Source organism: Comamonas sp. SY3, from assembly GCF_041730275.1.
Lineage (GTDB): Bacteria > Pseudomonadota > Gammaproteobacteria > Burkholderiales > Burkholderiaceae_C > Comamonas > Comamonas sediminis.
This window is the reverse complement of sequence record NZ_JBGTYN010000001.1, coordinates 496,632-520,081: the sequence shown is the minus strand read 5'-3', so window position 1 is coordinate 520,081 and position 23,450 is coordinate 496,632. Positions and strand designations below refer to the sequence as shown.

Annotated in this window: 20 protein-coding genes; 12 read left to right on the top strand and 8 right to left on the bottom strand. The window is 64.8% G+C overall.

From position 1 onward, the window contains the following. Nucleotides 1-26 precede the first annotated feature (26 nt). Nucleotides 27-476 (top strand): PaaI family thioesterase, encoded by a 450-nt coding sequence (locus ACCQ08_RS02315; RefSeq protein ID WP_373448733.1) that lies wholly within the window; start codon nucleotides 27-29, stop codon nucleotides 474-476. 35 nt (nucleotides 477-511) lie between these two features. Beyond that, nucleotides 512-1,042 (top strand): MarR family winged helix-turn-helix transcriptional regulator, encoded by a 531-nt coding sequence (locus ACCQ08_RS02310; RefSeq protein ID WP_373448732.1) that lies wholly within the window; start codon nucleotides 512-514, stop codon nucleotides 1,040-1,042. 18 nt (nucleotides 1,043-1,060) lie between these two features. Here ACCQ08_RS02310 and ACCQ08_RS02305 read toward each other — a convergent pair whose 3' ends face one another. Continuing rightward, nucleotides 1,061-2,116 (bottom strand): LacI family DNA-binding transcriptional regulator, encoded by a 1,056-nt coding sequence (locus ACCQ08_RS02305; protein WP_373448731.1) that lies wholly within the window; start codon nucleotides 2,114-2,116, stop codon nucleotides 1,061-1,063. A 116-nt stretch (nucleotides 2,117-2,232) separates the two neighbouring features. Between ACCQ08_RS02305 and ACCQ08_RS02300 the strand changes: the two genes are divergently transcribed. From ACCQ08_RS02300 to ACCQ08_RS02280, 5 genes are all read left to right on the top strand, one after another. Further along, nucleotides 2,233-3,252 carry a TRAP transporter substrate-binding protein gene (locus tag ACCQ08_RS02300; protein ID WP_373448730.1) on the top strand — a complete coding sequence of 340 codons (1,020 nt, stop codon included), beginning with the start codon at nucleotides 2,233-2,235 and terminating at the stop codon, nucleotides 3,250-3,252. A gap of 36 nt (nucleotides 3,253-3,288) precedes the next feature. After that, a complete protein-coding gene (locus ACCQ08_RS02295) occupies nucleotides 3,289-5,175 on the top strand; it encodes a TRAP transporter large permease subunit (protein ID WP_373448729.1) in 1,887 nt (628 codons plus the stop codon). A 144-nt stretch (nucleotides 5,176-5,319) separates the two neighbouring features. Continuing rightward, the gene (locus ACCQ08_RS02290) at nucleotides 5,320-5,859 is read left to right on the top strand and encodes a VOC family protein (protein ID WP_373448728.1); all 540 of its coding nucleotides are present in this window, start codon (nucleotides 5,320-5,322) and stop codon (nucleotides 5,857-5,859) included. Between the two features lie 30 nt (nucleotides 5,860-5,889). Continuing rightward, nucleotides 5,890-7,167 (top strand): ribulose-bisphosphate carboxylase large subunit family protein, encoded by a 1,278-nt coding sequence (locus tag ACCQ08_RS02285; RefSeq protein ID WP_373448727.1) that lies wholly within the window; start codon nucleotides 5,890-5,892, stop codon nucleotides 7,165-7,167. Between the two features lie 4 nt (nucleotides 7,168-7,171). Next, nucleotides 7,172-8,527 (top strand): four-carbon acid sugar kinase family protein, encoded by a 1,356-nt coding sequence (locus tag ACCQ08_RS02280; protein ID WP_373448726.1) that lies wholly within the window; start codon nucleotides 7,172-7,174, stop codon nucleotides 8,525-8,527. Nucleotides 8,528-8,640: 113 nt separating this feature from the next. On the opposite strand, the gene ACCQ08_RS02275 is transcribed toward ACCQ08_RS02280, so the two are convergent. The 6 genes from ACCQ08_RS02275 to ACCQ08_RS02250 form a co-directional block, all read right to left on the bottom strand. Continuing rightward, nucleotides 8,641-10,944 carry an NADP-dependent malic enzyme gene (locus ACCQ08_RS02275; RefSeq protein ID WP_373448725.1) on the bottom strand — a complete coding sequence of 768 codons (2,304 nt, stop codon included), beginning with the start codon at nucleotides 10,942-10,944 and terminating at the stop codon, nucleotides 8,641-8,643. A 103-nt stretch (nucleotides 10,945-11,047) separates the two neighbouring features. After that, nucleotides 11,048-12,535, bottom strand: coding sequence for a nucleobase:cation symporter-2 family protein (locus tag ACCQ08_RS02270; protein ID WP_239811157.1), 1,488 nt, complete (start codon nucleotides 12,533-12,535; stop codon nucleotides 11,048-11,050). A gap of 269 nt (nucleotides 12,536-12,804) precedes the next feature. Beyond that, nucleotides 12,805-14,076, bottom strand: a complete 1,272-nt coding sequence (locus ACCQ08_RS02265; RefSeq protein WP_312451500.1) for a M20/M25/M40 family metallo-hydrolase — start codon at nucleotides 14,074-14,076, stop codon at nucleotides 12,805-12,807. Beyond that, nucleotides 14,073-15,848, bottom strand: coding sequence for a 2-oxo-4-hydroxy-4-carboxy-5-ureidoimidazoline decarboxylase (gene uraD, locus ACCQ08_RS02260; RefSeq protein WP_312451498.1), 1,776 nt, complete (start codon nucleotides 15,846-15,848; stop codon nucleotides 14,073-14,075). Before uraD ends, ACCQ08_RS02265 begins: the two co-directional genes overlap by 4 nt. A 57-nt stretch (nucleotides 15,849-15,905) precedes the next feature. After that, nucleotides 15,906-16,865: an allantoinase PuuE gene (gene puuE / locus ACCQ08_RS02255; RefSeq protein ID WP_373448724.1), complete on the bottom strand. Its 960-nt coding sequence runs from the start codon at nucleotides 16,863-16,865 to the stop codon at nucleotides 15,906-15,908. Then, complete coding sequence (locus ACCQ08_RS02250; protein ID WP_239811161.1) at nucleotides 16,862-17,539, bottom strand: GntR family transcriptional regulator; 678 nt, start codon at nucleotides 17,537-17,539, stop codon at nucleotides 16,862-16,864. The genes puuE and ACCQ08_RS02250 overlap by 4 nt, the downstream gene beginning before the upstream one ends. A gap of 92 nt (nucleotides 17,540-17,631) precedes the next feature. Here ACCQ08_RS02250 and uraH point away from each other — a divergent pair, with 92 nt between their 5' ends. Then, nucleotides 17,632-17,982, top strand: coding sequence for a hydroxyisourate hydrolase (uraH, locus tag ACCQ08_RS02245; protein WP_230771886.1), 351 nt, complete (start codon nucleotides 17,632-17,634; stop codon nucleotides 17,980-17,982). Between the two features lie 194 nt (nucleotides 17,983-18,176). Further along, nucleotides 18,177-18,761, top strand: coding sequence for a YSC84-related protein (locus ACCQ08_RS02240; RefSeq protein WP_230771885.1), 585 nt, complete (start codon nucleotides 18,177-18,179; stop codon nucleotides 18,759-18,761). A gap of 84 nt (nucleotides 18,762-18,845) precedes the next feature. Here ACCQ08_RS02240 and ACCQ08_RS02235 read toward each other — a convergent pair whose 3' ends face one another. Next, nucleotides 18,846-19,424 (bottom strand): hypothetical protein, encoded by a 579-nt coding sequence (locus ACCQ08_RS02235; RefSeq protein WP_312410237.1) that lies wholly within the window; start codon nucleotides 19,422-19,424, stop codon nucleotides 18,846-18,848. Between the two features lie 63 nt (nucleotides 19,425-19,487). Between ACCQ08_RS02235 and xdhC the strand changes: the two genes are divergently transcribed. From xdhC to ACCQ08_RS02220, 3 genes are all read left to right on the top strand, one after another. After that, on the top strand, nucleotides 19,488-20,303 hold the full coding sequence (gene xdhC, locus ACCQ08_RS02230) for a xanthine dehydrogenase accessory protein XdhC (RefSeq protein WP_373448723.1): 816 nt from the start codon (nucleotides 19,488-19,490) through the stop codon (nucleotides 20,301-20,303). A gap of 340 nt (nucleotides 20,304-20,643) precedes the next feature. Further along, nucleotides 20,644-21,876: a urate hydroxylase PuuD gene (locus ACCQ08_RS02225; RefSeq protein ID WP_373448722.1), complete on the top strand. Its 1,233-nt coding sequence runs from the start codon at nucleotides 20,644-20,646 to the stop codon at nucleotides 21,874-21,876. 157 nt (nucleotides 21,877-22,033) lie between these two features. Then, nucleotides 22,034-23,422 (top strand): GntP family permease, encoded by a 1,389-nt coding sequence (locus ACCQ08_RS02220; RefSeq protein WP_373448721.1) that lies wholly within the window; start codon nucleotides 22,034-22,036, stop codon nucleotides 23,420-23,422. The last annotated feature ends 28 nt before the right edge of the window (nucleotides 23,423-23,450 follow it).

Here is a 23,450-nt window from a genome sequence, read left to right as displayed (position 1 = left end):
GTAGCGCAGGTATTTTTGGAGGACCGATGCCGCTCCAGTCCACGGGTATGACTGCTGCCGACCCTGTGCCAGCGCCCACCGCCTTGCCGGACGTGGCGCCGTTTGCCCAATGGTTAGGGCTGGTGACCGAGACGGCCGCCGAAGGGCGTGCCGTGCTCCGGCTTGCGCCGCACAAGGAGCTGCTCAACCGGCGGGGCGCCATCCATGGCGGGGTGCTCGCCAGCATGCTTGACAGCGCCATGGCCCGTGCCAGCCGTACGCTGGACGGGGTGGAGGAGCTGGGGGGCACGACCGACCTGCATGTGCAGTACATGCAGCCGGCAGAAGGCGAGCTCCAGGTCAGCGCCTGGGTGGCGCATGCGGCCCAAACCCTGGTGTTTTGCCGGGCCGAGATCCGCGATGCGGCCGACCGCCTGGTGGCTTCAGGCACCGCGTCGCTCAGAATTCGCCGAAAACGGGGCCAATGGTCTCCGTGATTTTCTATACTTCAGGAATGCCCAAAACAGACCGCATGCCTTCCGCAGAGGCTCAGGAGCCCAGGACCGCCAGCCATTTCAAGGAGCTGGTGTCGTTTCGCCTGAACATGCTTGCCAGCCATTGGAGCCGCCTGGCTGCGGAGTCGAACCAACGTGATTTCGAGCTGGACCCCCGGGAGTGGCGGATTCTGGGCATGCTGGGTGCGAATGCGCCGATGTCGCTGCAAGGCCTGGCGCGGGAGGTGAACATCGACAAGAGCCTGGCCAGCCGTGCGGTGTCTTTGATGATTGACCGGGGCCTGCTGCAGCGCGGCGCGGACCTGTCGGACGGACGGGGCGTGCAGTTGAGCCTCACGGCCAAGGGCAAGCAGCTCTACCGCAAGGTGTTCCCCAAGGCCGTCAAGCGCAATGAGGAACTGCTCTCGGTGCTCAGCAGCGAGGAGCGCGAGGTCTTCGACCGGGTGCTGGACCTGCTGACGGCGCATGCGCATGAGACCTTGGCCCGCGAGCGCGCGAAGGCGGCCAGACCCAAACGCAAAACGGGCGCGGTCATCGCCGCCGATTGAGGGGCGGGGCCAGGCCCCTCAAGGCAAATTTTCCCGAAAGATGACCTGGCTGCGCACGATGTCCACCGCCGTCATCGTGTCGAGCTGGTCGCGCAGATTGCTGAACATGCGGATGCAGCTCATGATGATGCCCAGGTGGCTTTGGGTGATGACCGCGTCCATCGTGCCGTTGATCAGCAGCGCGCGGGTGTCGGGGGTGAGGCCGTGGCCGATGAGGACGACCTGGTGCTCGCGGCCGGCTTCCTGCAGCGCGCGGCCTACCCCATCCGATGAACCCCCGATGTTGTAGATGCCGGCGATATGCGGGTGGCGCTGCAGCAGCTCCTTGGTCTGCTGGTAGTTGCGGGACGAGTCGTCGTAGCTCTCGCGCAGGCCCAGGATCTGCATGTCGGGGAACTGCTCGGCATGCAGTTGCAGAAAGCCGCCTTCGCGTTCTTCATGCGCCAGGTAGCTGCGCGACCCTGCAATCAGCGCGATTTGCGCATCGCGGCGCTGGCTGCCGATAAAGCGGGCCAGCAGGTAGGCGGCGGTGCGGCCGGCGGCCCGGTTGTCCAGTCCCACATAGGCGATGCGGGCGCTGTTGTCCAGGTCGGAGATGACGGTCAACGTCGGCACGCCCCGCTCGGCGAGTTGCTGCACCGCTTCGCGCACGGCGGGGTGCTCGATCGCCATGAAGGCGATGCCCTGCACCCGTTTGCCCAGGCGCAGCAAGGTGGCGGCCAGCGCTTCGGGGTTGAAGCTTTCGACATATTCCACCTGGCATTTGACGTTGAACGGCGCCTGGTGGCTTTCTGAAAAACCAATGGTGTCGCCCAGCATGCGCAGGTAGGGGTTCTGCCCTTGGGGCAGCACAAAGGCCAGCTTCCAGGGCGCGGATTGCGGCGCGGCATTGGCAAGCGCATCGGGCAGGTAGCCCAGCGCCTGGGCGGCCTGGCGCACCTTCTGCACGGTGATGGGGCGCACGCCGGGGCGCTGGTTCAGCACCCGGTCGGCGGTGGCGGTAGAGACACCCGCCAGGGCGGCCACGGTTTTGAGCGTGAGGCGCTGCGGCGGTGCTGCGGGGCTATGAGGCATCAGAAAACATCAAATTCAATCATTTTGTGCGTTTGACTATAGCAAGCCGTTTGCCTATCTTCCAGTATGAGATCTGTGCCATTACATCAATTCAAATCAAATATCAGGAGACAAGCATGAACGAACTCAGCCGCCGTTCCCTCATCAAGGGACTGACTGCCTTGCCTGCCGCAGGCATGGTGTCGGGCTTTCCATTGGTTGCGCGTGCCGCCGAGTTCTCGCTCAAATACGGCAACAACCTGCCGCTGAGCCACCCGCTCAACATCCGCGCGCAAGAGGCGGCGGACCGCATCCGCAAGGAAAGCAATGGCCGCGTCGAGCTGGCCATCTACCCCAACAACCAGCTCGGCGGTGATACCGACATGCTGGCGCAGGTGCGCTCGGGCGGTATCGATTTCTTCACGCCATCGGCGCTGGTGATTGCGACCCTGGTGCCGGCTGCGGCCATCAATGCAGTGGGTTTTGCGTTTACCAACTACGACCAGGTCTGGAAGGCGATGGATGGCCCGCTGGGCGCGATGGTGCGGGCCGAGATTGCCAAGCGCAAGCTCTATGCGTTCGAGAAGATGTGGGACAACGGTTTCCGCCAGACCACCAGCAGCAAGGGCGCGGTGCACAGCGCCAAGGACATGGATGGCCTCAAGATCCGCGTGCCGGTGAGCCCGATGCCGATTGCGATGTTCAAGGGCCTGGGCGCTGCACCGGCCAGCCTGCAGTTCTCCGAGGTGTACTCGTCGCTGCAGACCCGGATTGTGGATGCGCAGGAGAACCCGCTGCCCATCATCCAGGTGGCCAAGCTCTACGAGGTGCAGAAGTTCTGCTCGCTGACCAACCATATCTGGGATGGCTACTGGTTCATTGCCAACGGCCGCATGTGGGAGAGCCTGCCGGCCGATCTGAAGAAGATCGTGGCCACGGCGATCAACGATGCCGGCATGGCGCAGCGGGCGGATATCAGCCAGCTCAATGCCTCGGTACAGGCCGATCTGGCGAGCAAGGGCCTGCAGTTCAACCAGCCCGATGCGGAGAGCTTTCGCGCCGCGCTGCGCAGCTCGGGCTTTTACAAGGATTGGCAAGGCCGCTTTGGCAAGGATGTGTGGAGCCTGCTCGAAGGCGCCGTTGGCAAGCTCGCTTGAGCGATGCACTGATTCACGTCCTGAAAGAGCATTGCCATGTCCCACCCTGCAACCCCCGCGCTGGCGGGGCTCTCTGCTGCGCCGCCCGCCAACGCCTTGGCCTCGCTGGCGCGTGGCGTTGACCGTGGCCTGGGCGCCATCGTCGAGACGGCAGCCGCCGCCCTGGTGCTGGCCGAAATCATCGTGCTGTTTGCCGGCGTGGTGGCGCGCTATGTGTTCCACCAGCCGCTGGTCTGGTCCGATGAGCTGGCTTCGCTGATGTTTCTGTGGCTGTCCATGCTGGGTGCCGTGGTGGCGCTGCGCCGGGGCGAGCACATGCGCATGACGGCATTCATCAACAACGTGCGGCCGGGCCTGCGCGCAGCGCTGGAAGCCTTTGCGCTGGCCGCGTCGCTGGCCTTTTTGCTGATGGTGCTGGGCCCCGCCTACGAATATGCGGAGGAAGAGGCCTTTATCACCACCCCGGCGATGGAGCTGAGCAATGCCTGGCGGGCTGCTGCGCTGCCGGCGGGCATGGGCCTGATGGCCGTGGTGGCCTTGCTGCGGCTGCTGACGCAAAGCAGCTGGCAAAAGGCGCTGGCCGCGGTGGCGCTGGTGGCCGCGCTGGTGCTGCTGTTCTGGCTGTGCCAGCCGTTGTTCAAGAGCCTGGGCAAGTTCAACCTGGTCATCTTCTTTGTGCTGGTGGTGGCGGGCACGGTGTTTGCGGGTGTGCCGATTGCGTTCTCGTTTGCGCTCGCCACCTTTGGCTACCTGGCGCTGACCACACGCACGCCGCTGGTGGTGATGGTGGGGCGGCTCGATGAGGGCATGTCGCACCTGATCATGCTGGCGGTGCCGATGTTCATTTTTCTGGGCTCGCTGATCGAGATGACCGGCATGGCCAAGGCGATGATCCAATTTCTGGCCAGCCTGCTGGGTCGCGTGCGCGGGGGCCTGTCCTATGTGCTGATTGGCGCGATGTACCTGGTCTCGGGCATTTCGGGATCGAAGGTGGCCGACATGGCCGCGATTGCGCCAGTGCTGTTCCCTGAGATGAAAAAGCGCGGCGCCAAGGAGGGAGACCTGGTCGCGCTGCTGTCGGCCACCGGTGCGCAGACGGAGACCATTCCGCCGTCCATCGTGCTGATCACGATCGGCTCGGTCACCGGCATATCGATTGCCGCACTGTTTACCGGCGGCATGCTGCCGGCGGTGGTGCTGGGCGCAGCGCTGTGCTGCGTCGTGTGGTGGCGTTACCGCAAAGAGGATCTGGGCGGTGTCGAGCGCTTCAGCGGCAAGCAGATTGGCCGCCTGCTGGTGATTGCGTTGCCGGCGCTGGCCTTGCCCTTTGTGATCCGCGCTGCCGTGGTGGAGGGCATTGCGACGGCGACCGAGGTCTCCACCATCGGCGTGGTCTATTCGGTGCTGGTGGGCCTGTTCATCTACCGCTGCTTTGACTGGCGGCGCCTCAAACCCATGCTGGTGGAGACCGCTTCGCTGTCGGGCGCGATCATGCTGATTGTGGGCTGCGCTACCGGCATGGCCTGGGGGCTGACGCAGTCGGGCTTCTCGGCCGACCTGGCCAAGGCGATGACCAGCATGCCCGGCGGCAGCTGGGGCTTTCTGGCGATCTCCATCGTCTGCTTCATCGTGCTGGGCAGTGTGCTCGAAGGCATCCCCGCCATCGTGCTGTTTGGCCCGCTGCTGTTCCCCATCGCCAAAGCGGTGGGCGTGCACGAGGTGCATTACGCGATGGTCGTGATCTTTGCGATGGGCATCGGCCTGTTTGCGCCGCCCTTTGGCGTGGGCTACTACGGCGCCTGCGCGATCAGCAAGGTCAACCCCAACGAGGGTATCCGGCCCATCGGCGGCTACATGCTGGCGCTGTTCGTCGGGCTGCTCTTTGTCGCGGCCATTCCCTGGATTTCCACCGGATTTTTATAAGCGGGCGGCGGCCACACGGCCCACACGGCCCGCCTGGCCGCCTGGCCCGCTTCCCGGTCTGGGTCTGTATCGCGTGCACCCACATGAGGCAGCGCCCATGCCATCAACGCAACAACCAACCCTACAACAAACGAAGGACAAGCTATGAGCCGCTTTTTGGGAGAAATCCGCCAGCTGGGCTATGTGGTCAACGATATCGAGGCTGCGATGAAGTACTGGAGCGAGACCCTGGGCGTGGGCCCCTGGTTTTACAACCCGAAGGTGCCGATCGAGAACTACCGGTACGCGGGCGAGCGCTACCAGCCCCACAACTCGGTGGCGCTGGCCAACTCGGGCTTTGTGCAGGTGGAGCTGATACAGGTGCGCAACGATGTGCCATCGATGTACCGTGACTTTTTGCGCGCCGGCCGCACGGGCCTGCAGCATGTGGCGTACTGGACCACCGACTACGACGCCGATCTGCAGCGCCTGCTGGCGCAGGGCTTCACGCCGCAGATGAGTGGCGAGGTGGGCAAGAACGGCCGCTTTATCTACTTTGACACCGAGTACCACCCGGGCACGGTGATCGAGCTGTCCGAGGTGATGGGCCCCAAGGGCAGGATGTTTGACCTGATCCGCGCGGCCTCCCAGGACTGGGATGGCCAGAACCCCGTGCGCCCTTTCCCCGACCTCAACACCCTGTGAAGGCCGGCCCGCACTGGGCCTGGACATGCGATGACATCTACCCATTTTGAAGCCAGCTACCTGATCGAGACGCCACTGGCGCCCGAGGCCGTGGCCGAGGTGATGGCCGGTGAGCAATCCTGCGGCACCTTCACCCGCGTGGCGGGCGAGACCGATGACCTGCGGGCACGCGCGCGTGCCCAGGTGCTGCGGGTGCAGCCGCTGGGCACGGTGGAGCGGCCCAGCCTGCCCAATGCCTGGCTGGCGCGCCAAGGCTATGGCGCGGGTGCCCACTGGCAGCGTGCGCGCGTGCGCATTGCCTTCCCCATTGCCAATGTGGGCGCCAACCTGCCCACCTTGGCCGCCACGGTCAGCGGCAATCTGTATGACCTGGGAGAGGTGTCAGGCCTGCGGCTGGAGTGCCTGGACCTGCCGCCGGACTACCGTGACCAGTTTGATCTGCCCGCCTTGGGGGTGGCCGGCACCCGGCGCAGCATTGGCGCTGCCCATGGTGCCATGGTCGGGACCATCATCAAGCCGAATGTGGGCCTGTCCGCCCAGCAGACGGCCGACCTGGTGCGGCAGCTCTGCGATGCGGGCGTGGACATTATCAAGGACGACGAGGTATCGGCCAACCCCGCGCATGCACCGCTGCGGGAGCGTATTCCGGCGGTGATGCGCGTGGTCCGCGAGCACCGGGAGCGCACCGGCAAATGGGTGATGGTAGCCTTCAACATCAGCGATGAAACCAGTGCCATGCTGCGCCATGCCGATCTGGTGCAGCAGGAGGGCGGCAGCTGCGTGATGGCCAGCATCAACTGGTGCGGGCTGTCGGGCATCGAGAGCCTGCGGCGCCACACCCCGCTAGCGCTGCATGCGCACCGCAATGGCTATGGCGCGCTGTCGCGCGACCCGATGCTGGGCATGGGCTACCAGGCCTACCAGACCCTGTGGCGCCTGGCCGGTGTGGACCATGTGCATGTGCATGGGCTGCAAGGCAAGTTTGCCCAGCCCGATGCCGAGGTGGTGGAGTCCGCACAGGACTGCCAGCGGCGCCTGTCCGCCGCGCAGGACGACCGGGTGCTGCCGGCCTTCTCATCGGGCCAGTGGGCGGGTACGGTGCCGGCCACCTGGGCGGCATTGCAGAGCGATGACCTGCTGTTCATGGCGGGCGGGGGCATTCTGGCGCACCCCGATGGCCCGGCTGCCGGCGTGCTGAGCATTCGCCAGGCCTGGGCTGCCATGCGCGAAGGCAGCAGCCTGGACGACTATGCCGGGCATGCGCCGGAGCTGGGGCGCGCGCTGCAGTTTTTTGGCAAGCGCGGATAGCGCCATGCTGGATACCTTGCTGCGCGGCAAGCCCGCCGTCGTCTGGTATGGCGATGACTTTACCGGTGCCACCGACACCCTGGCCACGGTGGCGCAGGCGGGCCTGCGTTCTCTGCTTTTTCTGGATGTGCCGACCGGAGCGCAGCGGGCCAAAGCCGGGCCCTTGCAGGCCATGGGCATCGCCGGTGCGGCCCGCAGTCTGAGCCCCAACGCAATGGCCGATGTGCTGGCGCCGGTGGCGCAGTTCATGGCTGCCAGCGGCGCGCCGCTGCTGCACTACAAATGCTGCTCCACCTTTGACAGCGCCCCGCATGTGGGCAGCATTGGCGCGGCGGTGGCGGCATTGCGCAAGGTGGCTCCCGCATCGCCGGCAGTCATCGTTGGCGGCCAGCCCAATATCGGGCGCTTTTGTGCCTTTGGCAACCTGTTTGCGCAGGCCGGGCCGGGCGGCGCGGTGCAGCGCCTTGACCGCCACCCCACGATGCGGCAGCACCCCGTCACCCCGATGGACGAGGCCGATCTGCGCCTGCACCTGGCCAAACAGGGGCTGGCCGATATTAGGTTGCTGAGCACCCGGCAGCTGGAGCTGGCGGGCAGCGATACCGAGGTGCTGCTGCGCTGGATGCAAGTGCAAGAGGGAGAGCGCCCCTTGCCAGATGCCTTGCTGATCGACCTGGTGCACGAAGCCCAGCTGCCGCAGATTGGCGCGCTGCTGTGGGCGCGTGCGCAGCAAGCGCCGTTGCTGGCCGTGGGGCCCAGCGGCGTGGAGCAGTGCCTGATAGCAGGCTGGCGCCAACTGGGATGGTTGGGCGATGTGCCAGCGGCTGAACCGCTGGCGCCCGCGCAGGGCCCGGTGCTGGTGCTGGTCGGCAGCTTGTCGCCGGTCTCCCGCCAGCAGATCGCGGCCAGCCAGCAGTTTGACAAGCGGGAGGTGGAGGTGGGCCGGCTGCTGGCCGAGGAGGGCTATCTGAGCGCCTGTGCGGCCCAGCTGGCCCAGGGCCTGCACGAGGGGCGCCCTATGCTGGCGCACACCAGCCGGCCCAGCCAAGCGGTGGATGCGGCCACGACGGCAGCAGTGGCACAGCGCAGCGCGCAGCTGGTGGCAGAGACCTTGCGTCTGCTGGCCGCACAGGGCCAGCCCTTGCGGCGCCTGGGCATTGCAGGCGGCGATACCTCCAGCCTGGCAACGCAGGCTTTGGGGCTGTGGGGGCTGGCCTTCCACAGCACCTTGGCGCCTGGCGTGACCATGAGTGTGGCGCGCAGCGATGAAGCGCGCATCGATGGGCTGGAGCTGATGCTCAAAGGCGGGCAGATGGGCGATGCGCAGCTGTTTGACCGGCTGGTGACGGGGGCGTGCTGAAAGCCGCCGTGGCTGAGTGGCAGACGTAAAAAAGCCCCAGGCGCGGTGCCTGGGGCTATCTTGGGGTTATCCGTGCAAATCAAGCCAAGGCGCGGCGGGTGCCGCGCCAGCGCTTACTTGCCTTCCTTGCGGGCCTGGGCCTGGGCGGCGACCAGGGCGGTCATGTTGACCACGCGGCGCACGGTGGACGATGGGGTCAGCACATGGGCGGGTGCCTCGCTGCCCAGCAGGATCGGGCCGATGGTGGTGCCGTGCGATGCCGTGGTCTTGAGCACATTGAACAGAATGTTCGCTGCGTCCAGGTTCGGGCAGATCAGCACATTGGCTTCACCGGTCAGGCTCGACTCGATGAGGGTGCGCTCGCGCACGTGTTCGTCCAGCGCGGCGTCGCCATGCATCTCGCCATCGCATTCGATGTCGGGGTTGGCAGCGGCAAACAGGTCGCGGGCAGCGCGCATCTTGAGCGCCGACTTGCGGGTGGACGAGCCGTAGTTGCTGTGCGACAGGAAGGCCACCTTGGGTGGCAGACCAAAGCGCTGCACCTCTTGCGCGGCAAGCTTGGCGATCTGGGCCAGCTCTTCGGCGGTCGGGTCTTCGTTGATGTAGGTGTCGGCGATGAACAGCGTGCGGTTTTCCAACATCAGCGCGTTCACGGTGGCCAGGCGGTTGGCATCGGTCTGGTGGCCCAGCACGTCTTCGATATGGCCCAGGTGCTTGTCGAAGCGGCCCATCACGCCACACAGCATCGCATCGGCATCGCCCAGGTGCACCATCAGCGCGGCGATCACGGTGTTGGAGCGGCGCACGGCAGACTTGGCGACCTCGGGGGTCACGCCATTGCGGCCCATCAGGGCGTGGTAGGCCTCCCAGTACTGGCGGAAGCGGGGGTCATCTTCCGGATCGACGATGTCCACATCCTTGCCCAGTTGCAGGCGCAGACCGGCCTTGGCGATGCGGGCTTCGATGACGGCCGGGCGGCCGATCAGGATAGGCTTGGCCAGGCCGTCGTCCACGGCGACCTGCACAGCGCGCAGCACGCGCTCGTCTTCGCCTTCGGCGTAGGCCACGCGTTGCACATGGCTCTTGGCCGCAGCAAACACCGGGCGCATGAACATGCTGGTCTGGTAGACGAAGCGGGTGAGGTTCTCACGGTAGGCGTTGATGTCTTCGATCGGGCGTGCAGCCACGCCGGACTCTTGCGCAGCCTTGGCCACGGCGGGCGCAATGCGCAGGATCAGGCGCGTGTCGAACGGGGTGGGGATCAGGTAGTCGGGGCCGAACTTCAGCTCCTTGCCCTGGTAGGCGGCAGCCACTTCGTCGCTGACGTCCTGCTTGGCCAGCGCGGCGATTTCGCGCACGCAGGCCAGCTTCATCGCCTCGGTGATCTTGCTGGCGCCGCAATCGAGCGCGCCACGGAAGATGTAGGGGAAGCACAGCACGTTGTTGACCTGGTTCGGGTAGTCCGAACGGCCGGTGGCGATGATGCAATCGGGACGAACGGCCTTGGCCAGCTCAGGGCGGATTTCCGGCTCGGGGTTGGCCAGCGCCAGGATGATGGGCTTGTCGGCCATGGTCTTGACCATGTCGGCTGTCAGCACGCCGGGGGCGGAGCAGCCCAGGAACACGTCAGCGCCGTTGACCACGTCGGCCAGGGTACGGGCTTCGGTCTTTTGCGCGTAGCGCGCCTTGGAGGCATCGAGGTTGCCAGGGCGGCCTTCGTAGATCACGCCCTTGGAGTCGACCATGAAGATGTTCTCGCGCTTGACGCCGAGGCCCACCATCACATCGACGCAGGCAATGGCTGCAGCGCCCGCGCCGGAGACGGCGATCTTCACGTTGCCGATTTGCTTGTCGACCAGTTCCAGGCCGTTGAGCAGCGCAGCGCTGGAGATGATGGCCGTGCCGTGCTGGTCGTCATGGAACACCGGAATGTTCATGCGCTTGGACAGCTCTTGCTCGATGTAGAAGCACTCGGGTGCCTTGATGTCTTCGAGGTTGATGCCGCCCAGCGTGGGCTCGAGGCTGGCGATGATGTCGATCAGCTTGTCTGGATCGCGCTCGGCCAGCTCGATGTCGAACACATCGACGCCGGCGAACTTCTTGAACAGGCAGCCCTTGCCTTCCATCACCGGCTTGCTGGCCAGCGGGCCGATATCGCCCAGGCCCAGCACGGCGGTGCCGTTGGTGATCACACCGACCAGGTTGCCGCGCGAGGTGTAGTCGGCTGCCAGGCTGGGATCGGCTTCGATGTCCAGGCAAGGGTAGGCCACGCCTGGCGAATAGGCCAGCGACAGGTCACGCTGGTTGGACAGCGGCTTGGTGGGGGTGACGGAGATCTTGCCCTTGCTGGGGCTGCGATGGTATTCGAGTGCGGCTTCGCGCAGTGCCTGTTCGGCGGCGGACAGTTGTTGTGCCATAAGAGTGAATCAATCCAGTGTGAACCCAGCTGATGATAAAGGCGCAGGCCCACCCCTATGGGGCAGTGGGCCTAAGTTTTGATGCTGCACCGCAGCAATCTTGTCAGTGGGCATCTGCTTGCTGCGCAGCCTTGATGATCTGGGCCTGGTCAAGTTTGGCGCCGTTGAAAAACAGGTTCAACGCCACCGCACAGATGGAGGCCAGCAGGATGCCCGATTCGATCAGCGGGTGGATGGCGTGGGGCATCCACTGGCGGAATTGCGGTGCAATCAGCGGAATCATGCCGACGCCGATGGACACCGCCACCACCATGGCGTTGTAGCGGTTATGGCGGAAGTCCACATTCGACAGGATGCGGATGCCGGTGGCAGCGACCATGCCGAACATGACCAGACCCGCACCGCCGAGCACCATCGTCGGCAGCGATTCGACCAGCGCGCCCAGCTTGGGCAGCACGCCCAGAATGATCAGGATGAAGCCGCCAGCCACGCAGACAAAGCGGCTCTGGATGCCGGTGACTGCCACCAGGCCCACGTTTTGCGAGAAGCTGGTATAGGGGAAGGTGTTGAAGATGCCGCCCAGCAAGGTGCCCAGGCCATCGGTGCGCAGGCCCCGGGTCAGGTCGGCCGGGGTCACCTCCTTGTTCGTCATGTCGCCCAGCGCCAGGAACATGCCGACCGATTCGATCATCACGACGATCATCACCAGGGTCATCGTCAGGATCAGGATGGGGTCGAACACCGGCATCGCAATCTCGAACGGCATCACAAAATCAAACCATTCGGCATGCGCCACTTTTTCATAGGTCATCAAGCCCATCGCCGAGGCGACGATGGCGCCAATGACAATGCCGGCCAGCACCGCGATATTGGCCATGAAGCCCTTGGCGAACTTGGTGATCAGCAGGATGGAGACCAGCACCAACGCAGAGATGCCCACCCCGCTCAGGTCCGCATAGCGGGGGTTGGGGACCGACGGCAGAATCGCCAGCCCATGGGGGATGGGGGGCAGCGCCGAGCCGGGCGCGCCAGCGGCCACCTGCGCACTCTGCAGCCATTTGACATGCTCGGGATTGGGCACCGAAGGCGCGGTGGGGCCGGCGGGGTTGCCAAAGATCCAGTTGATGCCCACGCGCATCAGGCTGATGCCGATGACGGTGATGATGGTGCCGGTGACGACCGGCGGGAAGAACCGCAGCATGCGGCTGACCAGCGGTGAGATCAGTATCGAGATGACCCCCGCCCCGATGACCGAGCCAAAGATCAGGCCTGCGCCATAGACGCCGCCATTGGTCTGCGCCATCGAGATCATCGGCGCCACGCTGGCAAAGGTCACGCCCATCATCACCGGCAGCTTGATGCCAAACCAGCGGGTCGCGCCCCAGGCCTGAATCAAGGTGACCAGACCGCAGACGAACAGATCGGCCGAGATCAGCTTGGCTATCTGGTGGGAATCGAGGTTGAGTGCGCGGCCCACGATCAGCGGCACCGCCACGGCCCCCGCGTACATGACCAGTACATGCTGCAAGCCCAAGGTGGTGAGGCGCCCCAGGGGCAGCACCTGGTCAACGGGGTGTTTGTCAGATTGCATCTTTATCACTCCTCATGCGGGGAATTTGACTGAATAAGCCAGTGTTATTGCTTAGGAATCCATACAAAAAGTGTATACACATGCACTGCAACAGCACCCCCCTGATTACCCTCAAGCAGCGCCGTTGCTGCGGCTTCAAACCCCGTGGCCGATGAGCGGCCCGCCCCCCGCAAAGCTTGCAGACACAAGCAAAACTGCCCCCGGGCGCCGGGCCAGGGGGCAGTTGGTAAAAGGATGTTTTCGGCGGCGTGCTGGAGCGCCGCGTTGGATCAGGCCAACAGATCGACCAGCGAGCGGGCGATGACCTTGGTGGCGCGGCGCAGGTCTTCCAGGTCGAGGCGCTCGTCGGCGCGCTTGGCATGGCTTTCCAGCACGGTGCGCGGGCCTGCGCCGTAGATAACGCCCGGAATGCCGCGCTCGACATACAGGCGCACATCGGTGTACAGCGGCGTGCCGACGGCCGGAGGCTTCTCGCCAAACAGCGCTTCGCCATGGGTCTGGATGGCATCGACCAGCGGCTGGTTGCCAGCCAGCGGCGTCATTGCATTGGCCAGCAGCAGGCGCTTGATGTCGATGCGCACGGCGTCATCGCCCTGGTAGCCGCGCTCGCTGTTGAAGCGCTCCACCGCCTTGGCAATCACCTGGCGGATATGGGCTTCGACCTCGACCGGGTTCTCCTCGGGGATCATGCGGCGGTCGATCTTGAGCAGCACCTTGCCGGGGATCACATTGGTGTTGGTGCCGCCTTCGATGCGGCCAATGTTCAGGTAGGGGTGCTTGATGCCTTCGACTTTAGAGCAGACCTTTTGGTAGGCGGTGTTTTCCGCATACAGGTCGTTCATGATCGCGACGGTGGCCTGCAGCGCATCCACACCGGTGTGGGGCACGGCGGCATGGGCCATCTTGCCGTGCACGGTGATCTCCATCTGCAGGCAGCCATTGTGGGCGACCACCACTTCATAGCTGAATCCAGCGGCGACCATCAGGTCGGGCTTGGTCAGGCCTTTTTCCAGCAGCCAGCCGGGGCCCAGCAGGCCGCCAAACTCTTCGTCATAGGTAAAGTGCAGCTCGACCGCGCCCTTGCTGGGCTTGGCCACGGCCTCCAGTGCGCGCAGCGCGTAGGTGAAGGTGGAGAAATCGCACTTGCTCACGGCGGCAGCCCGGCCATAGAGCTTGCCGTCGACAATTCGGGCGCCATAGGGGTCATGGCTCCAGCCCTCACCAGGCGGCACCACATCGCCATGGGCATTGAGTGCAATGGTGCGGCCCGAGCCGGCTGCGCCAAAGGGGCGGCGCACGATCAGGTTGGTGATCGAGGTCATGCCATAGGCTTCAACATCGGCCTGGGGTACCTCATGCTTTTCAGCGGTGTAGCCCATGGCCTGCAGCAGCTCGGCAGTGCGCTCGGCATGCGGCGTGTTGTCGCCCGGCGGCGTGTCCGTGGGGACTTGCACCAGCTTCTGGAAGAACTGCACCTGCTCGTCAAAGTGCTGGTCGATCCACTGGTCCAGGGCGGCGTAGGTGGCGTTGTTCGTGGTCATACGGTTTCGTTTTCTAGTTGTTGAAGGACGTGGCTGAAGCTGTCGATCGCCAGCTGCATGTCATCGGCGGTCGAGGATTCCAGCGGGTTGTGGCTGATGCCACTGTTGATGCCGCGCACAAAGAGCATGGCTTGGGGCATGATCTCGTGCAGCTTCATCGCATCATGGCCGGCGCCGCTGGGCATGCGGAACAAGGGCACGCCCTGGGCGGCCACGGCCTTTTCCCAGCGCTGCTGCCAGGCCGGAGCGCTGGGGGCCGCTGCGGCCTGCATGGTTTGCTCGGCGCGGTAGCGCAGGCCACGCTTTTGCGCAATCGCCTCCAGCTGGCCCATCACGTCGCGCACCAGCGCATCGCGCTGCGGATCGGTGGGGGCGCGCATGTCGATGCTGAACTTGCACAGGCCGGGTACGACGTTGATCGAGCCGCTGGGCACCTCCAGCATGCCGACGGTGGCGACCGAGTCGCCATCTTGCGCCGCGCGCTGCTCGGCGTACAGCATCAGCTCGGCCACGCCGCAGGCGGCATCGCGGCGGCGGTCCATCGGTGTGGTGCCGGCATGGCTGGCCATGCCCTGCATCTCGCAGACAAAGCGCGAGCTGCCATTGATCGAGGTGACGATGCCCAGCGGAATATCCAGCTCGGTCAGCACCGGGCCCTGCTCGATGTGCACCTCGATAAAGCCCAGGTACTGCGAGGCATCGCGCTGGATCTTGGGGATATCGTCGATGCACAGGCCGGCGTGCTGCATGGCCTCGCGCATCGTGATGCCGGCGGCGTCCGCCTGGTCCAGCCACTGCGGGTTGAAGTGGCCGATCAGCGCGCCCGAGCCCAGGAAGGTGGCCTTGTAGCGCTGGCCTTCCTCCTCGGCAAAGGCTACCACCTCGATGCCGAAGGGCAGGCGTTTGCCGGCGCGGTGCAGCTCGCGCACACAGGCCATCGGCACAAAGATGCCCAGGCGCCCGTCGTACTTGCCACCGTTGCGCACGGTGTCGTAATGGCTGCCGGTCAGCAGGTACTTGCCGCCTTCTTGCGCAGGGCGGTAGCGGCCCACGACATTGCCGACCGCATCGATTTCGACCTCGTCAAAGCCGCTGTCGCGCATCCAGTGGCTGATGCGCTGGGCACAGGCGCGGTGGGCATCGGTCAGGTAGGTGACGGTGAGCTGGCCTTTTTCGGCAAAGCCCTCGTCGCTGTGCTGGGCCAGGCGCTCCTGCCAGTCCCAGACGTCGTTGCCCAGCACCGGCTCGTAGCCGAACTTGTCGTTCAGGCGGATCTCGGCGATGCGGTGGATGTTGCGCAGCGCCTCCTCGCGCTCGAAATCGGGGTGGTGGTTCAGGCGCCGCGCAAAGGTGGCGATGATCTCCTGCTTGGGCAGGCCTAGGCCCCGGGGCCCGCGCACCGCCAGGATGAACGGAAAGCCAAAGCGCGCGTTGTAGTCTGCATTGAGCTGCTGGATCTGCGCAAACTCCTCGGGCGTGCACTGGGTGAGACCCGCGCGGTTTTGCTCCGAGGTGGACTCTGCCGTCAAGGTGTTGGCCACCATGGCCTTGCCTGCCAACTCGGGGTGGGCGCGGATCAAGGCGAGCTGCGCATCGACCGGGGCCTGCGCCAGTACGCGCACCATCGCGTGCTTGAGCTGGGCGAGAGAGGCAAAGGGCCGCTGGGCCAGCGCGGCCTGGGCAATCCAGGGCGAGTGCTCGTACAGCCCATCGAGCATGGCCAGGGCCGCATCGGGCGTGGCTTGGTTGAGTTGTTCCAGGGTCAGGGCCATGTGTTTCCTATCGAATGGATGGGTGCCGTTTGCGCACGCGCGCGGTGGTGTCGTCTTTCAGAGCGAGGGCGCGGGAAAGCGCTCGGCCCAGTGGCGGGCGATGTCGATGCGGCGGCAGACCCAGACGTTCTGGTGCTGCTGGATATGGTCCAAAAAGCGCTGCAGTGCGGTGATGCGGCCCGGGCGGCCCAGCAGGCGGCAGTGCATGCCGATGCTCATCATCTTGGGGCGGTTCTCACCGGCGGGATCGCCTTCGGCGTACAGCACATCGAAGCTGTCCTTGAGGTACTGGAAGAAGGGATCGGCATGCGAATAGCCCTGGGGCAGCGCAAAGCGCATATCGTTGCAGTCCAGCGTGTAGGGCAGGATCAGCTGGTGGGCAGCGCTGCCATCGCTCTTGCCGACCTTCATCCAGAACGGCACGTCGTCGCCGTAGTAGTCGCTGTCATAGGCAAAGCCGCCAAAATCGGCCACCAGGCGGTGGGTGTTGGGGCTGTCGCGGCCGGTGTACCAGCCCAGGCCGTGGGTGCTGCGGCTGCCGTAGAGGCTGTGGAAGATATCCATTGCCTGCTGCATGTGGGCGCGCTCCACGTCTTCGGGCGTGTTCTGGTAGTGCACCCATTTGAGGCCGTGGCAGGCCACCTCATGGCCCAGATCGGAAAACGCCTGGGCCAGTTCGCGGTGGCGTTGCAGTGCCGAGGCGACGCCAAACACCGTCAGCGGCAGACCGCGCTTCTCAAACTCGCGCAGCAGGCGCCATACGCCGGCGCGCGAGCCATATTCATAGATGCCATCCATGCTCATGTGGCGGTCCGGGTAGGAGGCCGGGTTGAACATTTCCGACAGGAACTGCTCGCTGCCCGGGTCACCGTGCAGCACATGGTTTTCGCCGCCTTCCTCGTAGTTCAGCACAAACTGCACGGCAATGCGCGCGCCCTGGGGCCACTGGGCGTGGGGCACATCGCGGCCGTAGCCGATGAGGTCGCGGGGGTAGGGGGTGGTAGCGTCGTAGGTCATAGCGTGATCGAGGACAGAGCCATGGATAAATCGTTGCTGGGAATCTCGCGTTCGAACTGCAGGCCTTGCTCGACATGCTCCAGGTGCGCGATCATCAGCCGCACAGCGCCTTCTGCATCCTTGCGGGCGAGGGCCTGCACGATCTCTTCGTGCTCCTCGTGCGAATGGGCGGCAGCGCTGGCCGACTGGTACATCAGGGTGATCAGCGCGCAGCGTGAGATCAGATCACCCAGCAGCTGGGCCAGTACATCGTTGCCCATCAGCTCGGCCATGCGCACATGGAAGTCGCCCAGCAGCTCGGTGCGCTCGGTGACATCGGCGCGGTGCACGGCGGCGGCCTCTTGCCGCACATGCTCGCGCAAGACCTTGATCTGCTTGGGCGTGACGGTCTCGACAAAGCTGCGGGTCATCTGCGCTTCGAGCATCTTGCGCACGGCAAAGACCTGGCGCGCTTCGGTGACGGACGGGGTCGACACAAAGGCGCCGCGTGCCGGCTCCAGCGTGACCAGGTGGTTCTGCGAGAGCTGGAACAGCGCCTGGCGCACCAGGGTGCGCGACACGCCAAAGTGGTCCGCGAGTTTCTGCTCGGCCAGCTTGGTGCCCGGCAACAACCGGTGCTCGACGATGGCACGGGTCAGGGATTGGGCAATGGTGGACGTTGAGGTGGTTTCCATGTCAGGATAGTAGGCCGAATGACAAAAAGTGTATACACTTTTAGTGCACATCACCAGTCCGATCTTACCCAGAATCATCAGGAGATTTACCTATGGGCCTGAGCACCCACGTTCTCGATACGATGCACGGCTGCCCCGCAGCGGGCATGGACATTGCACTGTATGCCACCGATGGCGGCGAGCTGCGCCTGATCCGGCGTGACACGCTGAACCACGACGGACGCACCCAGACCCCATTGTTTGACAATGCATCGCTGCGCCCCGGCACCTACCGCCTGAGCTTTGAGGTGGCGGCCTACTTTGCCGCCAAGGGCGTGGAGCTGCCCAGCCCCAACTTTCTGAACCAGGTGAACCTGGACTTTGGCGTGGCCCATGCCGACCAGCATTACCACGTGCCGCTGCTGGTCAGCCCCTGGAGCTATTCGACCTACCGGGGGTCGTGAGGCGGGGCGCATGCACGCGGCCGCGTTTGACCTGTCTCAGGCACGCATCACCCAGCCTGTAGGCCGACGCCGCAAGTTGTATCTGCAGGCTTCCAGCGTCACGGGGTGTGGCTACCATTCTCTCCTAGGGGTACCGCCGAATAGACGGCGGTGCAGACCTGATTGCCATAACAGCAAATTTCAAAGGAGTAGGTATGCAACGTTTTTCCATGCGCACCCTGGGTGTGGCGGCGGCTGTGGTTGCCGGCGCTCTGTCGATGGCGGCCTGCACGGTCACCAAGCCTGAGACCAGCAATGCGCCGCGCGCAGACGAAACATCCGTCGATGCCCGCGCCAACGCTGCGCTGGAGCGCCTGTACCAGACCGCTCCTGGCTCCAAGGACCTGGTCGCGCGCTCCAAGGGCGTGCTGGTGTTCCCATCCGTCATTGGCGGCAGCTTTGTGATCGGTGTGGAGCATGGCCGTGGCGTGCTGCGCGTGGGTAACCGCAGCGACAGCTACTACAGCACCACCGGCGCGTCGATCGGCTGGCAGGCCGGTGGCCAGTCCAAGGCCGTCATCTATGTGTTCAACACGCCTGAAGCGCTGGCGAAGTTCCGCGATAGCAATGGCTGGTCGGTGGGTGCAGACGCCACCGTGGCCGCCGGCCGCATCGGCGCCAACGGCAGCATCGACACCACCTCGGCCCAGGCCCCTGTGACCAGCTTTGTGCTGAACAACGCAGGCCTGGAAGCGGGCGTGTCGCTGCAAGGCGCCAAGATCACCAAGATCAAGGAATAAAGCAGCGCCCACAGCGGCTGCTCAGCATAAACCGGCCAGCTTTAACTGGCCGGTTTTTTTGCGCCTGCGCCTTGTGCGAGCGGCTTATTGCTGGCCTTCGCTCAAGGTGTGCAGCTGGAACTTGCCGGAGGCATCCCAGAGCCAGGTCTCGGTATAGGAGACCATGACCTCGCCATGGCGCAAATGCTGCGGGGCAGGGAAGGGGGCAGCGGCCTGCACCAGCGCCTCGATCTGTGGCGGCACCTCCTGGGCCTGCGCGGGCTCGCGCATCCAGTTCATGTCCTGGATATGGCCGTCTTCATCCAGCAGCAGCTCCAGCACGCCGATGGCGTAGAGCATGGGCGGCAGCATGCCGGGGTAGATGCGTTCGGCATAGCGGTCATACAGGTGCTGTGCGCAGCGCTTGCGGTAGGCCTCATCGGCAACCGGGTTGAGCACCGAGTCCTGGCCATCGGCTTGCGGGGACCAGGCGGGCATGCGCATGCCTGGCAATTCAGTGAGCACCGAGAGGTAGCTGTCCTGGTCGTCATCCTGCTCGGCGGGGCGGGCTGCGTTCGTAGAGCGGCCCGCCGCTGCGTTGGCCGGCGCTGGCGCCTTGCGCGGTATACGAAAAAGCGTATGCCAAAGTCGTGACAGCAGGGAGGGAGAGGGTCGATCACTCATGGTACAAATCCGTCTACAGCGGCCCTGCAGTATCGCAGGCCGCTTTTCATCATGGAACAAGGCATGCCCGTACTGCAGCAATTATTGGCTCGCCTGGCGACGCAGGATGCCTGTCTGGTTCAGGTGGAGTCTACACAGGGATCGGCGCCGCGCGATACCGGGGCCTGGATGGCCGTGTTTGCCCAGGACCAGCTCGGTACGATTGGCGGCGGCCACCTGGAGTGGCAGGCTGCCAGCAAGGCGCGCGATCTGCTGGCCCGTGGCGGCGCGCCGTTGAGTGAGCGTTTTGCGCTGGGCCCGCGCCTCGGCCAGTGCTGCGGCGGCGTGGTGCAGCTGCGTTTTGAGCGGATTGCCCAGGCCGACAGCGCACGGCTGGCGCAGTCCCTGGCCCCGGTGTGCAGCCCGGTAGCGGTGTTTGGTGCCGGCCATGTGGGCACAGCCCTGGTGCAGCTGCTGGGCACGCTGCCGCTGCACATCACCTGGGTCGACAGCCGCGAGCAGCTGTTTCCGCCCGGGCTGCCGGCCCAGGTGCAGACCGAGTATTCCGACCCGATCGAGATGGCGGTGGCAGACCTGGCGCCGGGCAGCAGTGTGTTCATCCTCACCCACGACCACCAGCAGGACCTGCAGATCACCCAGGCCTGCCTGCAGCGCCAGCGCCAGCACGGCGATCTGGACCTGATCGGTTTGATTGGCAGCGCTACCAAGCGTGCCAGTTTTGCGCACCGGCTGGCCGAGCGGGGTTTTGCCGATGAGGAGTTTGCCCGCATCACCTGTCCGATCGGGCTGCCGGGCATCCATGGCAAGGAGCCCGAGGTGATTGCGATTGCGGTGGCCGCGCAGCTGCTGCAGCACCTGCAACGCGCGCAGCATGCCTGATGCGTTTTTCACAGCGGGCAGGCACGGCGCAGGCGGTGCGGAGGCGGCCTGCAGCGGTTTTGCTGCGTTGCATCAGGGTTTTATCTAGGGGCTGTGCAGCTTTTTGCCGACCTTTGGGCGGCAGAAATTGCATACACTTTAAGTCTACAAAAGGTCGCAGCGGTGCCCCGGTCATGTCGATGATGGCTGTGGATTGCGGCCTGTCTGCTGCTCAGATCGCCCGCCGTGGTGAGCAGGTTCAACAAGTGGCCGGTGCCTCCACACTGGCGGCTTGAGGAGGAGAGCGGGGCATCACCCCTCCCTCGCACTGGCAGCCCCCACGCTGCCAAGGATGAGAGCAATGGAAGGCTATATCCTCGATTGGGCGAACCTGTTGTTGCGCTGGCTGCATGTGATCACGGCCATTGCCTGGGTGGGTTCCTCGTTCTATTTTGTGTTTCTCGACAGCAGTCTGACCCCGCCGGAGGACGAAGACCTGAAAAAGCAGGGCGTCAGCGGCGAGCTGTGGGCCGTGCATGGCGGCGGCTTCTACCACCCGGTCAAGTTCAATGTCTCGCCGCCCAAGCTGCCGGACCACCTGCATTGGTTCTACTGGGAGAGCTACACCACCTGGCTGTCGGGCTTTGCGCTGCTGACGGTGTCCTACCTGTGGAACGCCAACATCTACCTGGTCAACCCGGCCGATCCCAACGCGATGAGCGCCCCGCTGGCGGTGTTCACGGCGCTGAGCTTTCTGGCGGTGTTCTGGCTGCTGTACGACGGCATCTGCCGCGTGTTCGGCTTCAAAAAGCATGGCGATGCGATCGTGGGCGCGATGGTGCTGGTGCTGGTCTGCATCGCCGCCTACCTGGCCTGCCATATCTTCCCCGGCCAGGCGGCTTTCCTGCTCATGGGCGCGATGCTGGCCACGTCGATGAGCGCCAACGTGTTCTTCTGGATCATTCCTGGCCAGCGCACCGTGGTGCGGGCCTTGAAGAATGGTGACCCGGTGGACCCCGTCTACGGCAAGCGCGGCAAGCAGCGCAGCGTGCACAACACCTATTTCACGTTGCCGGTGCTGTTTGCGATGCTGTCCAACCACTACGGCTGGCTCTACAACCAGAAGTACAACTGGCTGGTGCTCATCGGCATGATGTTCGCCGGCGCGGCCATTCGCCAGTTCTTTGTGCTGCGCCATGGCCACAAGCTCGGCCGCAACAAGCACCCCTGGCCTTATGCGCTGATCGGTGTGCTGGTGATTCTGGGCGTGATTGCCTGGCTGCGCCCCGGCCCCCAGCCTGCGGTGGCGGCAACACCTGCCCCTGCCAGCCAGCCCGCTGCCGGCGCCGTACCGTACGGCGAAGTAGCCAAGGTGTTTGCCCAGCATTGCGTGGTGTGCCACAGCGCCACCGGCCTGGCGCAAAAGAATGTGAAACTCGACAGCCCGCAGGAAGTGGCTCAGCACACGCAGCAGATCTACCAGCAGGTCGTCGTGCTGCGCAAGATGCCCTTTGGCAACCCCGAGGGGCTGAGCGCCGACGAGCGCGATCTGGTCAAGCGCTGGTTCGAGTCCGGGGCATCGACGGCGCCGTGATGGCCAGCGCCGGCGGGCTGGGCCGGCGCCCGGCCCGGAGAAATCCGACTACAGCCTGGGGTGGCTGATCGGCGTAGGATGGGAGGGTTGGGGCATGCCCAAGCCCCTGCTTGCGGTGGCGGCTGGGGATGCGTGTCACAAATCCACATCTTCTCGCATGTCAAATTTCGATATCCAATTGCTGCTGACCGCCTTGGTGAGTGTGCTGGTGCTGGTGGCGCTGATTGTTTCGCGCATCCGCATGCACCCGTTGCTGGCCCTGCTGATCGTCTGTATCGGCGTTGGTTTTGCCACCGGCATGGCGCCCGGCGACATTGCCAAGAACATCACCAACGGCGCAGGCAAGACCCTGGGTGCCGTCGGCGTGGTGATTGCGCTGGGTGCGATGCTCGGCAAGATCCTGGCCGATTCGGGCACCACCGAGCGCCTGGCCAGCGCCATTCTGCGCCATACCTCGGACCGCATGATTCCCTGGGCGATGACCCTGGTGGCGTTCATCATCGGGATTCCGATGTTCTTCGAGGTGGGTCTGGTGGTGATGCTGCCGCTGATCTTCAGCGTCGCGCGCAAGCTCGAAAGCCGCGAGAACTTCAAGGGCTCGGCCTATGTCTATGTCGGCGTGCCGGTGATTGCGGCGCTTGCGGCGATGCATGGCATGGTGCCGCCCCATCCGGGCCCGCTGACCGCCATTGCGACCTTGAAGACCACCGTCGGCTCGACGATGCTCTACGGCTTCCTGGCTGCGTTGCCCGCGATGGTGCTGGGCGGTCCGTTGTACGGCGCCTTCATCACCCCACGCATGACGACCCGGCCAGAACAGGCGCTGCTGGACCAATTTACCGAGACCAAGACCGACAGCGGCAAGAACCAGCCCGGCATTGCAATGGGCGTGCTGTCGGCCTTGCTGCCTGCGCTGCTGATGCTGGCCCATGCGCTGGCCGAGATGGCCTTGCCCAAGGGTTCGGCGCTGCTGCAGGTCGCCAGCTTCCTGGGCAACCCGCTGATTGCGATGCTGCTGGGTGTGCTGTTTGCGGCCTTCACGATGGTCTACCTGCGTGGCGGCGATGCCGAAAAGCTGCGTGACACCCTGGGTGCCAGCCTCAAGCCGATTGCCGGCATCATCATGATCATTGCCGGCGGTGGCGCTTTCCAGCAAGTGCTGACCAGCGCCAAGGTGGGCGATGCCATCGTGCATCTGACGCACCAGTTTGCGTTCCCGCCGCTGGTGCTGGGCTGGCTCATTGCGATGCTGCTGTCGGTGTCGACCGGTTCGGCCACCGTGGGCATTGTGGGCGCAGCCGGCTTGCTGGCCCCGCTCGCCGCTGCCGACCCGAGCCTGAACCTGCCTTTGCTGGCGCTGTCGATTGGCTGCGGCTCGCTGTTCTTCAACTATGCCAACCATGCCGGCTTCTGGATGGTCAAGGAGTCCTTTGGCATGACGATGGGCGAGGCGACCCGCACCATTACCGTGGTGCAGTCCATCGTCTCGTTCGTGGGCCTGTTGATGGTGCTGCTGTTCAACACCTTGCCGGCGCTGGGCGGATAGCAGCGCTCCAGAAATGCAAATGGGCCGC

Bases quoted from the DNA above. Each gene is read 5' to 3' on its own strand.
- ACCQ08_RS02315 (WP_373448733.1), top strand. From the start codon at position 27: ATGCCGCTCCAGTCCACGGGTATGACTGCTGCCGACCCTGTGCCAGCG.
- ACCQ08_RS02310 (WP_373448732.1), top strand. From the start codon at position 512: ATGCCTTCCGCAGAGGCTCAGGAGCCCAGGACCGCCAGCCATTTCAAG.
- ACCQ08_RS02305 (WP_373448731.1), bottom strand. From the start codon at position 2,116: ATGCCTCATAGCCCCGCAGCACCGCCGCAGCGCCTCACGCTCAAAACC.
- ACCQ08_RS02300 (WP_373448730.1), top strand. From the start codon at position 2,233: ATGAACGAACTCAGCCGCCGTTCCCTCATCAAGGGACTGACTGCCTTG.
- ACCQ08_RS02295 (WP_373448729.1), top strand. From the start codon at position 3,289: ATGTCCCACCCTGCAACCCCCGCGCTGGCGGGGCTCTCTGCTGCGCCG.
- ACCQ08_RS02290 (WP_373448728.1), top strand. From the start codon at position 5,320: ATGAGCCGCTTTTTGGGAGAAATCCGCCAGCTGGGCTATGTGGTCAAC.
- ACCQ08_RS02285 (WP_373448727.1), top strand. From the start codon at position 5,890: ATGACATCTACCCATTTTGAAGCCAGCTACCTGATCGAGACGCCACTG.
- ACCQ08_RS02280 (WP_373448726.1), top strand. From the start codon at position 7,172: ATGCTGGATACCTTGCTGCGCGGCAAGCCCGCCGTCGTCTGGTATGGC.
- ACCQ08_RS02275 (WP_373448725.1), bottom strand. From the start codon at position 10,944: ATGGCACAACAACTGTCCGCCGCCGAACAGGCACTGCGCGAAGCCGCA.
- ACCQ08_RS02270 (WP_239811157.1), bottom strand. From the start codon at position 12,535: ATGCAATCTGACAAACACCCCGTTGACCAGGTGCTGCCCCTGGGGCGC.
- ACCQ08_RS02265 (WP_312451500.1), bottom strand. From the start codon at position 14,076: ATGACCACGAACAACGCCACCTACGCCGCCCTGGACCAGTGGATCGAC.
- uraD (WP_312451498.1), bottom strand. From the start codon at position 15,848: ATGGCCCTGACCCTGGAACAACTCAACCAAGCCACGCCCGATGCGGCC.
- puuE (WP_373448724.1), bottom strand. From the start codon at position 16,865: ATGACCTACGACGCTACCACCCCCTACCCCCGCGACCTCATCGGCTAC.
- ACCQ08_RS02250 (WP_239811161.1), bottom strand. From the start codon at position 17,539: ATGGAAACCACCTCAACGTCCACCATTGCCCAATCCCTGACCCGTGCC.
- uraH (WP_230771886.1), top strand. From the start codon at position 17,632: ATGGGCCTGAGCACCCACGTTCTCGATACGATGCACGGCTGCCCCGCA.
- ACCQ08_RS02240 (WP_230771885.1), top strand. From the start codon at position 18,177: ATGCAACGTTTTTCCATGCGCACCCTGGGTGTGGCGGCGGCTGTGGTT.
- ACCQ08_RS02235 (WP_312410237.1), bottom strand. From the start codon at position 19,424: ATGAGTGATCGACCCTCTCCCTCCCTGCTGTCACGACTTTGGCATACG.
- xdhC (WP_373448723.1), top strand. From the start codon at position 19,488: ATGCCCGTACTGCAGCAATTATTGGCTCGCCTGGCGACGCAGGATGCC.
- ACCQ08_RS02225 (WP_373448722.1), top strand. From the start codon at position 20,644: ATGGAAGGCTATATCCTCGATTGGGCGAACCTGTTGTTGCGCTGGCTG.
- ACCQ08_RS02220 (WP_373448721.1), top strand. From the start codon at position 22,034: ATGTCAAATTTCGATATCCAATTGCTGCTGACCGCCTTGGTGAGTGTG.